The organism is Kitasatospora sp. NPDC028961 (assembly GCF_055564815.1).
This window is the reverse complement of record NZ_JBVHVO010000013.1, coordinates 115,358-128,199: the sequence shown is the minus strand read 5'-3', so window position 1 is coordinate 128,199 and position 12,842 is coordinate 115,358. Positions and strand designations below refer to the sequence as shown.

Below are 12,842 nucleotides of genomic sequence, written 5' to 3'. Positions count from 1 at the left end.
CGCTCGGCGTCGGCCATGATCCGGTCCGCCGCGTAGCGGGTCTGTTCGGCCGTCCAGGTCTCGGGCAGGCCGCGGCCCGCCCGGTCGGAGAGGTCCCGGGTGGGCCAGTGCGGGAACGCCGCCTCGGCGCCCTCCACCCAGCGGGTCCCCGGCAGGGCCTCGACACCCGCCGGCCGCTCCAGCAGGTAGCCGGGGCGCCGCTCGGCCGGAGGCAGGACGGCCGCGTACGCCTCCTCCGCCAGGCGCGGCGCGATGATGTCGAGGCGCTGTTCCGCCCGCTCCATGCCCCGCGTGTTGACCCCGCGCAGGAACGGCGGCACCAGCTCCGTCGAGTTCGCGTGCCGGGCGGTCGGCATGTCGACGCGGAACGAGGCCGCCGCGGGATCGTCGGTGAACCGCACGTCCACCCGGACCAGGCCCGGGACGCCCACGTCACGCCGTTCGACCAGGCTGACGAAGCCCTCGATGAACCGGCGGACGTAGTCCTGGCGGCGCGCCAGCACTTCCGGCGCGGTGCCCTCCGGCACGCTCACGTGCACCCGGGTGACCGCCTCGAAGCCCTCCTGCCCACTGTCGAACAGCACCCGCCGGACCGACTCGATCCCCAGCCGGCCCCGCCGGTCCGTCCCCTCGTTGCCCGAGCGGTGGACCACGCCGTCCTCGTTCCAGGCCCGGTACGGCGCGTGCGGCTGGTCCGGCGTCGGACGGTGCAGGAGCACCGCTCCGGCCGCGTCCCGGACCCCTTCGATCCGCACCCCGCCGGACTCGCCGACCCAGTGGGTGCGGCCGTCCGCCAGCGGGGTCTCCCGCAGTGGCAGCGCCGACGCGGCACGCGCGTGCGCGAGGGCCGCGTCGGCCGTCCAGTCCCTCGGGTAGTAGACGTGGCCCGGGGCGTTCTCCGGGCGGCGCCAGCTCGACGGGAAGTGGGCGTGCGGGGAGTCCGCCTCCACGTGGGGCGACAGCGACCAGTCGTGGACCCGTACCGTCCCGTTGTGCTCCACCACTGGCTCCGGGCGCGGCGGGCGGTGCTCCGGGCGCAGCAGCCCGGCCGGGCTGCCGTCGTCGTGCCGCGGCCGGTGCCAGAGGCCGTCCAGGTCCAGGTGGAGCGAGGGGGCCGGCTCGGGAGCGGTGTGCGCCACCGGGGCCTGCTCGAACTGCTGGACCGGCGTCGGCGCGTGCAGCATCTGCAGGTCCGGCCGTTCCTCGCGGGGGCGGGGTCGGTACTGGTTCGCGAAGGGCCCGTCCGGGACCCCCTCGAAGTCGGTGATCCGACCGTTCGTCAGTTCGACCCGCAGGGGAACCCCGGCGAAGCTCCCCTCGACGGTCTGCGACGGGGTTTCGGTGAGGTCGGCCTGCGCCGCGACCCTGCGCGCAGCGTAACGGCGTTCCACAGCCGTCCACTCCGGGGGCAGGCCGCGGCCCGCCCCGGCGGCGAGGTCGGCCGCGAAGTCCGGTGCGTCGGCCAGCCCCACGTCCTCGCCGGCCTCCACGCGGGACACGGTCTCCGGACGCTCGCCGGTTCCGGGGGTCACCGGCGGGCGCAGCGGTGCCGCCGGCGGGGCGTCGTCCCCGCGGGTGCGGTGCTCCCAGGTCACCGGATGGGCCGCGTCGAGCTCGGTGACGAGGCGGCGGAGGTCCCACAGACGCGAGCGGAGGTTCGTCTCGAACACGAAGTCGATGGCCGGCGACAGCGGCGGCCGCCCCGGGGCGACGGCCTCGGGAGCCACGAAGTCGAGCCGCACCCGGACCGCCGGGTCGCCGGGCCGCAGTGCCTCCCGGGTGTACCTGTCCGCGACCTGCTGGAGAGCGCGGCGCTGCTCGGGGGTGGTGTCGCCCGCCCGTACCTGGACGACCAGCTCGCTGCGCAGCTCGCCGTTGCCGAGCAGGTCGCGGCGGAAGGTGACGCCGTTGTGGTCGCCGTCCTCCTGCAGCGGGTGCCGCACGAAGGTCTCCACGACCCTGCCGCCGTCACCGTTGCGGAACGGCTGCCAGCTGGTCGGCCGGTGGGCGAGGTGCTGCCCGTCGCGGACGATGCCCTCGATCCGGACGCCCCGGGACGTCCCGATCCAGTGCACGCTCCCGTCCGACAGCTCCGTCTCGTGCAGCCTGGCTCCGTAGGCCCGGTCCACCTGGTCGAGGAGCTCCTCGGGCCCCCATTCCCTGGGGTAGAACATCTGGCTCGGCTCGTCGGCCCGCCGGTACTGCCGGGAGGGGAACTCGCTCAGCGGCGCGTGCGGCGAGACCGTCGGGTCCAGGTACCAGACGGTCGCCCGGTAGGTGTGGTTGGCGTTCTCCGGCTGGGGGGCGTCGATGCGCAGGCCGTGGTCGGCGGGCGTCATGGCCCGCCCCTGGTGGTGGACGCCGTCGAGGGTGTACCGGTCGCCGTAGCGGGCCAGGTCCTCGACCCGGTGGCCGAAGCGGGACCCCTCCCCGGGCCGCAGCCAGTGCGGGGTTTCGAGCCCGCGCTGGTCGAGCGAGGGCCGGAACGAGGTGAAGTCGCCGCCCCGGATCTCGCCCTCGATGCGGACTCCGGCGTACTCACCGGTCCAGTGGTACGAGACGGGGCCCGTCTCGGTCAGGTTTCCGGTCCGGCGTGCGTCCAGGTATGCCTGCTTCGCCGCGTACACCGCGTCGTCGGCCGTCCAGTGGTCGGGGAACATCATCCGCCACGACCGGCTGGTGAAGCGTCCGTCCGGCGCCTCCGCCAACCGGTCGCCGAGGACCTCGGCACCGGCCACCAGGTAGGTGCCGTTGCGGTTCGCAGCCCCGGTGGGCTCCGGCCGGGGCCGGTGGGAGCCGGCCGGCGGGACCAGGTGGCCGCCCAGGCCGTCCGGCCCGCCGTGGAGCGCGGCCCGCCGGGTGTCCTCGCCGAACGACGCCCGGGCCGGGAGCTCTCCGGCGCGAGCCTGCCGGGGGGCGGTCGCGAAGACCGCGTCGAGCACCGCGCCCAGCTCGTCCAGGTTGTGCGGCCGCAGCGCCACATCCGGGTTGGTGGTCCGCCGCTCCTCCATGAGGGGGTGGTCCGCGTCGTACCAGACCCGGCCGCGCTGGTCGAGGGTGGGAGCGGTCATCAGGCCGCCCTCCGGGTAGACCGGCCGGGGCCCGGCCTCCGCGCGCCGGTACTCGTCCCCGAGGCCGAGCAGGTGGCCGATCTCGTGACCGACGGTCCTCGGCGCGGAGTGCACGCCCCAGTTGCGCGCGCTCTCCTGTGGCTGGTCGAGCCGGACGTTGACGACGTGGTGGGCGTCCTCCGCGCGGTCGACGAACTGGACCGCGACCTCCAGCAGGTCTCCGTTGGGCAGTCGCTGGCCGTGGTTGAAGACCTCCCGGACGCCCCTCTCCGCGGTCAGCAGCATCCGGTCGAGGTTGCGCGTCGTCTCGGTCAGGCTCGTGCCCAGGTCGATCGGAAGCGGATGGATCCGGACGGTCAGGACGGTCTTGGTGTCGCCGTCGGACGTCGCCACCCGCTGAGCCTCGTAGGCCTGGACGGACTGGGCCCGGAGGCCGGCGAGGAACGGGTCGGCGGGGGGTCGGACCTCCGCCGTGGCCAGCACCCGCACGGGCGCCGGTGCCGGGGCCGCCGAGGCCTGGTCGCCGAGGCGCTGGCCCGGCGCGGCCCAGAAGTTCATGATCTGTCCGCGGTCGATCAGCAGCCTGATGTCGGCGCCGGCGAACTCGCCGGTGAGGATCTCGGGTTGCGGACGGCCCCGGTCCCGGCCCCCCAGCTCCTGGAAGACGTGGTGGGCGGCGTGCAGGGCCTCGCCGTGGGACCACTGCGCCGGCAGGCCGAAGCCGCCGCTCTCCCAGGCGACCCCGTCGAACGCGCGCCGGATCCGCGCCGGGTCCTGGGCCGGGGGCGGCACCTCGACCGCGTCGAGCGCCGCCCCGTGGTTGTCCGCCGGGTCGCGCAGGCGGAGCAGGGGCGCGTACTCGGGGTCCATGTCGTGTCGCGCGGAACGAGTGGCCTGGGACACGGCGTCGACCAGCTCGGCGGCCCGGTCCGGGTGGAGCGCCGCCGGCAGGCGGCCGATGAGGTTCGCCCCGTCCCCGGGGCGGACGGCGACGGTCCAGTCGGCCTCCCGCGGGTTGTCGGTGAAATCCACCGACAGCGCCAACCGCCGGTCTCCGGTGGGGTCGGCGGGGTCCGTATGGCCGCGGTACTCCTCGAAGTGCCGGTCGGCCGCGCGGGCCAGCTGCTCCCGCACGTGCTGGACCTGCTCGGGCGTCATCCCGTCGGCCGGCCGCAGCAGGACCCTGAGCGTGAGCTGGTGCACTTCGTGGCCGTTGTCGAAGAGGGCCCAGCGGCCGCCCGCCTCCAGGTCGGCGCCGAGCCGAACCGCCCGTTCGGACGACCGGAAGAGCGTGCGGGCCTCCCTCCAGTGCGGGGTGGCGACGGGCTCCATCTCGGCCGGTCCGTGGGCCACGATCCGGTCGTCCTGTGAGATCCCGGCGATCGGCATCTCGCCGAAGGCACCGAACCAGCGCCTGCGGCCGCCCCCCAGGGGGACGTTGACGGTGTGGTCGCCGGCTTCGGCCGTGGCGGCGGCACGACCGGCCTGCCCGGGTGTCCAGTGCTCGGGGTAGAGCAGGTGCCCCTCCCCGGAGACCCTCCAGCGCGACGGGAACCGGGACAACGGGGCCCCGGGCTCCACGGCCCGGTCGAGTTCCAGGACCTCCGCCCGACGGACGCCGACCTCGTCCGGCGCCGTACCTTCCGGGAGCCGCACCCCCCGGCGCCCCGCGCCCGGCAGGGTGCCGGCGTGGGCGGACCGGTCCGGGCCGGACCCGGTCGTCGTCAGGTCGTGCTGGCCGTCGGACGGGCGGAACGAGACGAACGTGCCCGTGCTGCCCTGACCGGCCAGCTCGCCCTCGATCCGGACGCCGTCGTACTCGCCCTGCCAGCGGCGGACACCGCTGCCGTCGTCCTCGACCCCACCCGTGCGGCGGGCATGCAGATACGCCTGTTCGGCCGCGTACACGGCACGCTCGGCCGTCCAGTGGGCCGGGAACAGGGTGCTGAAGCCGCCCTCCGCCGTCCGGACCAGCAGGGTGCCGTTGGCTTGACGCCCCAGCACCCGGTCCGCGCCGGTCGCCTCCGGGTCGAGGCCGGCCGGCAGGTGGCCCGGCTCCTCGGCGTCCCCGGTCAGCGCCCTGACGCGGACCGCCTCGTCGAACACCGCCCTGGGCGGCAGGGGCCGCGAGTCGGACCGGAACGGCCCGCCCGACACTTCGTCCGCCAGGGCGCCCAGCGCGCGCAGCCGCTCCGGCCTCAGCACCGGGACGACACGACCCGACCCGCCGCCGGTGTGCACCTCGAACGGCAGGTCCGCGGCGCGGCCGAGCTGGCGGACCAGCTGCTCCTGGGAGATGCCCAGATGCCAGTTCCGGTCGTTCTGCCGGGCGCTGCCGTCGTGCAGCCGCACCGTGTGGTGGGCGGCGTCGGCGTTCTCGACGAACTCCACCCGCACCCGCAGCAGGCTGCCGTCGGGCAGCCGGTGGCCGGTGTTGAACTTCGCGGCGGCCGCCCTGACCCGGCCCTCCAGCGCGTTGAGCGCGTCCGTCCGGTCGATCGGGGCGCGCTCCGCGTCGTGCGTCGGCAGTGCCGAGCGGTCCAGGTGGGTGCGCAGCACGAGGACGGTGGCGTCCTCCCCGTTGGCCAGCACGCCCCGACGCAGCTCGACACGGCGTTGCGCGCCGGCGTCGCCCACCGTGACCTCGGTCGAGGTGTGATCCGGTGCCAGTCCGGTGGCGAGCTCGTGGGTCAACGGAGACGACGGGTCGGGCGTCGACGAGGACGACGGAGAAGAGGACGAGGACGACGAGGACTCGCCCGCCGAGGCCCCCGGGTGCCGAGGGGCCATCGGCGCCTGCGTCGGCTCGGGGACCGGGACGGTGTGCTGGGGCGGGAACGTCTGGCCGGGCAGACCGCGGAAGTCCACGACCCGGCCGTTCTCCGTCCAGACCTCCATCCTGACCCCGTGGAACGCACCTTCGTGGACCCGTCGGGCCGGGTCGACCAGGTCCGGCCGCGCGCTCCCGCTCCCCATCACGTGGGCGGCCGCGGCCATGCCCTCGGTCCGCGTCCACGCGGCGGGCAGACCGCGGCCCGCGGTCGGCGGAAGCGGCTGGACGAAGCCCATCCTGAGCATCGCCTCCGACTCCGCCATCCGGCTGACGGTCACCGGGCGTTCACCCGTCCCGGGCGTACCGGGCTCCTGCAGCGGGGGCGCCACCGGGCGCGCGGCACCGGGGCCGGCGGTCCAGCCGGTCCTCGGGGCGTCGTCGGCGAGCGTGCGGACGAGCTCCCGGAAGGGGCGGCCGGGGGCGTCGACCAGCTCGGGCAGGAACCTCCGCAGGTCGAGGACCTCCGTGTCGGCCTCCCTGCGGATGATGGTGCTGCTGTGGGCACCGTCCGCCTCTGTCGCGAACTCGAGGTTCAGCCGCACCGGCGTTCCGCCGGCGGTGTTCTGGGCGCGCGCGTAGGCGTCGGCCGCCCGCTCCAGGTCCCGCCGGACCCGCTGGACGCGCGCGGGCTCGGTGCCCTCCTCGAAGCTCAGGTGCACCCTGGCCGTGAGTTCGACGCCCTCCTGCCCACTGCCGAACCGGGCGTGCCGGACGGTCACCCCGGGGCCGCCGGGGCCGGTCTCCAGCAGGGTCGACGCGGACAGCGCGACCACGTGCTCCTGACTCCAGTGGGTGTGCGGCTGCTCGACGGTCGGCCGGTGGACCAGGTGGATCCCGTTCCGGGTGATCCCCTCGATCCGGACACCGTCGGCCTCGCCCACCCAGTGCTCGGCCGAGCCGGGCCGGGGGCGGGGGCCGATCGACGCCGCGTGTGCGGCGTCGACGGCGGCCAGGACGCGGCCCCGGTCCCAGGCCGCGGGGTACATCGTGTGCGCGGTTCCGTCCGGGCGGCGGTGCCAGCGCGAGTCGAAGTTCGCCAGCGGGGCGCCAGGGGACACGGTGGGGTCGAGGAACCAGACCCGGGCCTGGTAGGTGCCGTTCTCGTTGGCCTCCCCGACCCTCGTCACCTCGATGCCGTGGGCCCGGACGGACGACGGGGCCGACGGGGCCGGTACGTGGTGGACGCCGGTGAGGGTCTGCCGGTCGCCGAACCAGCCGTGCGCCTCCGTCCCCAGGCCGAAGAGCCGGTTCACGGGTCGCGCCGGCCCGTGGGTCGGGGTGACCAGCCCGGTCTGGTCGTCGGACGGCCGGAAGGACGAGAAGTGACCGTTCGTCACCTCGCCCTCGATGCGCACACCGCCGTACTCGCCGACCCAGTGGTAGGAGGCACCGTTCTCGGTGACCCGGCCGGTGCGACGGGCCGTGTGATAGGCCTGCTCGGCCGCGTAGACGGCGTCGTCCGCCGACCAGTGCTCGGGGAACATCGTCCGCTGCCGCCTGGGGCCGGGCCCGACCGCGAGATCGCCGGCCGCGCTGCTGGTGGTCCTCGGCTCGACGCCCGGAAGATCGACCACGAAGGTGCCGTTGCGGTTGACCGGCCCGACCCGTTCCGGGCGCGGCCGGTCCGAGACGGGCCCCGGCAGCAGGTGGCCGCCGGTTGCGTCCCCGTCGCCGTGGAGGGACGTGCGGCGGGCCTCCTCGTCGAAGCCGGCCCGGAGCGGCACCGCACCGCGGGCATCCGGACGGATCGGCACGTGGAGCGCCGAGTCGACGACTGCGCCGAGGTCACGGAGGTAGCGGGGCGGCAGGCCGAGCGGGGCCCGCTGGCCGACGGACCGGCCCTCGTGGTCCTGGTCCGACAGGAACAGGCCGAACCCGTCCAGGTGATTGGAGGCCATGAGCGCGCCGTCCTCGTACACGGGCCGCGGGCCCCACGCCACCTCCCGGTACTCGTCGGGCAGGCCCAGCGCGTGCCCCAGCTCGTGGGCGAGCGTCAGCTCGTCGGTGGCCAGGCTCCAGTTCGTCAGGGACTCGCGGTCGTACGTACGGTGCACGACGGCGGTGTGGTGGGCCTCCTCCGGGCTGTCCACGAACTCCACCCGCACCTGCAGCAGATCACCGTTGGGGAGTCGCTGGTCGCGGTTGAACTGTTCGCCGACACCCCGGCTCGTCCGGTCCCGAAGACCGGTCAGCCGGGTCAGGGTGGGCCCGTCCAGGCCCCCTCCGGCCGTGGACTCCAGGCCCGAGGTGTCCAGGTGCAGCCGCAGTGTCAGCTCGGTCCGGGTGTCCCCGCCGGGGAGTTCGACCCGGGTGGCCTCGAAGGACTGCCAGCGGCGGCCCGACAGCTGCCGCTCGAAGGCGTCCTCCGGCGGGCGGACCTCGGCGGTGCCGAGGACGCGGCGCGGGCCGGTCTCCACGGTGGGCGGTGCGGTGCCGTCACCCGTGCGCTGGCCCCAGAAGTCGGTGATCCGGCCGTTCTCGACCCGAACGGCGACCTCGACTCCCGCGAAGGTGCGTGCACGGAGCTGTCGCGTCGCCACGCCACCGGCCAGGAGGTCCGGGTGGCCGCCCTGTGTCGACCGCGCGACCTGTTCGGCCGCGAACCGGGCCTCCTCCGCGGTCCACTCCGGCGGAAGCCCCCGGTGCGGCCTGTCCCACGCCTCGGGCGTGAAGGACTCCCGCAGCCCGGGCAGCAGAGCCGTCATGGCGTCCGTGGTCGGCGGCATCGGCTCGTCCGGACGGACCGCCCCGGGCTCGCGCAGGCTGCCGGGCACCGGCGACGGAATCTCGGTCGGCGGCACGTGCGGGTCCGGCTGCGTGGCGGTCGGTCGGTGGGTGAGGATCCGGCCGTCCCGGCTGAGCCCCTCGATCCGGATGCCGTAGGCCTCGCCGACCCAGTGCACCGTCCCGTCGGCCAGCGTCACCTGTCGGGCCGGGTTGTCGGCCACCTCCCATGCCGCGGTCGTGGTGTGCCCGATCGTCCAGCCCGCGGGGTAGCGCATCGGCGCCGGCGCGTCGGCCGGACGGTGCCAGCGACTGGGGAAATCCGCCAGCGGGGAGTCCGTCGGCAGTGCCGGGTCCAGGAAGTAGACCTCCCCCCGACCGGTGCCGTTGAGGTTGAGGGTCGCCGGGTCGACCGGGGCGGCGTGGACGCCGTGGGCGATCGCCACCGCGAAGTCGACCTCGTGGTGGACGCCCGTCATGGTCCGGCGGTCGCCGTAGTCGGCGATGCGTTCGGGCCCGCCGGCCTGGGCGGTCCCGGGCCGGTTCGGCGCGTAGGCCGGGGCGGTCAGCCCGCGCTGGTCGGGCGAGGGGCGGAAGGAGGTGATCACACCGTCCCGCTGGTTCCCCAGGATCCGCACTCCCGCGTACACGCCCACCCAGCGGCGGTCGGTCGGCTGCAGGCCGCGGGCCACCGCGTCGAGATGCGCCTGCTCGGCCGCGTACACGGCCTCGTCCGCCGTCCAGTGCGCCGGGAAGTACGTGATGTCCGTCATGCCGTCGTCCGCACGCAGGCGCAGGGTGTGGTTGGGGTTCTGCTCGTACTGCACCGTCGGGTCGGCCGCCCGCAGCTCGGGCGTCAGCGGACGGCCGATCCGGCCCTCCGGCCCGAGCAGCGATTCGTCGCGGACCTGCGGCGTGATGGTGGCGCGCCACGCGGGCGCGGCGGCCTCCGAAGCGGTGACCGGGGCGAACGCGCCGTCAACGGCGGCGCCCACCTCGCGCAGCCCGCGCGGGACCGGCCCCTGGACGGCCCGGCGCCCGCTGCGGGCGGTCTCCTCGTAGACCTCCCGGTGACTGTCGCGCAGACCGAGGGCGTGTCCGAGCTCGTGGGCGAGCACGTCCCGGCTGACCCGCAGGCCCCAGTTCGCGCCGTCCTGGCGCACGGTGCCGGCGTGCAGCTTCACCGTGTGGTGGGCGGCGCCGGGCGCGTCGACGAACTCCACCCGGACCCGGAGCACGCTGCCGTCCGGCAGCCTGTGGCCCGAGTTGTACGCGTCGGCCACGGCGGCCGCGGCCCTGGTTCGCAGGGCGTCCACGGCACGGTCGGACCGTGCGGGGAGCCCCGCGGTGTCCAGGTGGGTCCGCAGCACGAGCTCGGTCGCCCGGGTGCCGTCCGGCAGGGTTCCGCGCCGTGCCTCGAACGGCGTTGGCGCGGCGGTGTCCTGGGCCCCGGCGGGACGACGGACGTCCGTTGTGGTGTAGTCCGCCAACAGGTGGGAGCCGGGTGGCACCGGCACGACGTTCTGCTCCTCGCCGGCGTGCGGCGGGACGACGGTGGGCGTCAGCGGGTCGGGGGCGTCCCCAGCAGCGGGGATGTGGCCGACCGCTGCGAGGGGCGGCCCCGCGACCGACTGGTCGGCGGACTCGGTGGGCATGCGCGGGGTCAGCGGCGACCGCTCGTCCGGGGTCCGGGGCGGCGTCGGCACCGGCGGCTCGTCGGCCGGGTTGCGGCGGTCGCGGGTGGGCTCCTGGCCCAGCAGGACCGAGGCGATGCTCTCGGTCTGCCGCTCGGGCCTTGTCGGCCGCGGCCCGTCCGTGGGCAGCGGCTCCTGCACCGGGTGGCGCCCGTTCTCGTCCGGGCCGGCCGGGGGGCGCGGGGTGGGCGCGTGCGGCGGCGGGGGGACCGGGGCGTCGTGGTCGGACGAGGCGGTGGGGACGGGCGCCGGGCGGGTGACATCCTGGTGCCCGGCGGTGGTCGACGCCGTGGCGGTCGCGGTCCGCTGCTGTCCGGGCTCGTTCGGCACGTCGGTCCGGTGGTGCTGGACCGGCGGCAGGTCGGTGGCGGACTGGGTGGCCCGCGGTGTCGGCCTGCCGGGCGTGCCGGCCTTCGGGGCTTCCTGCCGCGGTGCGTCGGACTTCGGCGCGTCCGGCTTCGGGCCGGTCGCGGGGTCGTCGTGCGACTGCACCCGGACGGGCGGGGTGGTGGCTGTCCCGGTGGTGGTCGAGGTGGCCGGCTTGGCGCTCGGCGCCACCTGCGCGTCCCCGCTGTTGGACGTCTTCGACGGCCGCGCCGGCGGAGGCGTGGCAGGGGCGTCGTGGGTTCCGAGGAACTCCAGGGCGTGCAGACCGATCGGTGCGTCCGAGTGGAAGTCCATGTGCTGCAGGAGCTGCTGCATCAGCTTGGCGACCTCGGGGTCGGCCTTCGGCGAGTCGATCTTCACCCCCGAGGCGTGCGAGATGCCCTTCGCCACGTTCTCCAGCGAGGGGTCACGCGCCAGGACGGCGGCGTCGAAGGACCCGCTGTGGCCCATCCGGGGCACCGGGTACGGGACGACCTTGCCGGACGCGAGGCAGGCCAGAGCGGCGAAGTTGATCGGGTGGTGGAGAGGGAAGTTCTTGGACGCACCATCCGCCACCGCCGCGTGCTGGGTGTCATGGACCCACTGGGTGTACCTGTGCATCAGGGGGGTGGCCCCCAGGTGCATCATGTGGCCCATCATCCCGGTCATCATGCCGCCGACGAAGCTGCCCCCGGTGACGGTGAACTCGTGGTTCTCCCCGAAGATGAGGTTGTAGAAGCCCTCGGTGAGGACGTTCTGCACGCCCGCCTTGATGTACCCGCCCACGGCCACACCGAGGTGGAACATCTTGTTCCCCGCCGACATGTGCTCGGCGAGGTCGGGCAGGGTCTCGGCCAGCATCCTGAACTCGCGCCCCTCGAACTTCACTCCCCCGTGGGAGAGCGCCGATCCGAGCGCGTCCTTGAGTCCGGCCCGCTCTGCGGCGTTGCCGGCACCCTTGGCCACCCAGTTGGACGCGAAGGCCTCACCGAACTCCCGGCCGAGCGCCTTGGCGGCCGCGGCGCTGCCGACCTCCTTGCCGAAGTGCTTGGTGAAGATCTGCTCCATCTCCTTGACGAAGATCTCGCCGAGGGTGCCCTTCCCCGTCTTGCCGAACCCGTGCTGCAGCTGCTCGGTGGCCGCCTCCATCAGGCTACCGAGGTCCCGGGAGAAGGCCTTGGCAGCGGCCTTCGCCTCCTTGGAGATGGCCTTCGCCGCGAGGGCCTTCTCCGAAGCCGCGATCGCGTCCTTGCTGACCTTGCCGAGCGCTCCGACCCCTTCCTTCTCGGCCGCCTTGACCGCGGCTTCCAGCAGGCCCTTGAGCCCGTCGACGTTGCCGTGGACCAGGAAGTTGCTCAGCTTGTCCGCCAACAGCCGACCGCCGCTCTTGCCGAGCAGTCGGCCCAGCAGCTTGCCCAGGCCCATGCCGAAGAGCTCCAGCGGGCCGCCGAGGACACCGCCGATGAGGCCGAAGAGGGCCGCCTGCTTGGTGTACTCCTTGTCGGTGTGCTCGCGGTTGCCCTGCCCGATCTGGAGGTGCTGGATGATGCTGTCCATCACCAGACCGCCCACGATGCCCGAGAAGGTGTGCATCGCGATGGTCTTGAGCAGGTACTTCATCAGCGCCTTGAGCGCGACCTTGGTGAGCAGCTTCCTGAGCACCAGCCCGGACAGGCTGGCTCCGAAGCTGAACGGCGCCCAGAAGATCGCCAGCGCGATCTCGACCATCAGCTGCACCAGTTGGGCGATGGCCATCCACTTGGTGTACTCGACCGCGTTGGCCACGTCGCCGGCGCATTTGGCCAGTGCATCGGCGGTCTTGGCCGCCGCCCCCACGTAGTCCTCTGTGCTGCTGTTGGTCTTGCCGACGAACGAGTTCATCTGCCAGAGGAACGACTTGGCGGCCTGGCCCTCGACGTGGCCCTTGCAGTGCTCCGTCACCTTGATGATCAGGTCGCGCAGTTCGGGCAGTTCCTTGGACAGCAGCTCGTAGCTGTCCCGCAGCTCGCGCAGGTCTCCCTCCTTCACCTCCGGCCAGGGCATGCCGGTGATGATGGTGAAGAACCGTGCTGTCGAGGCGTTGACCTCGATCGACGAGTGGGGCACGTGCTGCCTGCCGTTCCGGTCGTTCCAGGGGCGCCTGCGCGCCGTCAC

The 12,842-nt window shown here is 74.4% G+C and carries 1 protein-coding gene (cut by a window edge); it reads right to left on the bottom strand.

Features of this window, described 5'->3' with window-relative positions; translation table 11 throughout:
• Window positions 1–12,842 carry the beginning of an EndoU domain-containing protein gene (locus tag ACZ4UX_RS22670; RefSeq protein ID WP_465707965.1) on the bottom strand. It extends 18,043 nt beyond the left edge of the window, so only the first 12,842 of its 30,885 coding nucleotides appear in the window; its start codon is at window positions 12,840–12,842; its stop codon lies off the left edge, out of view.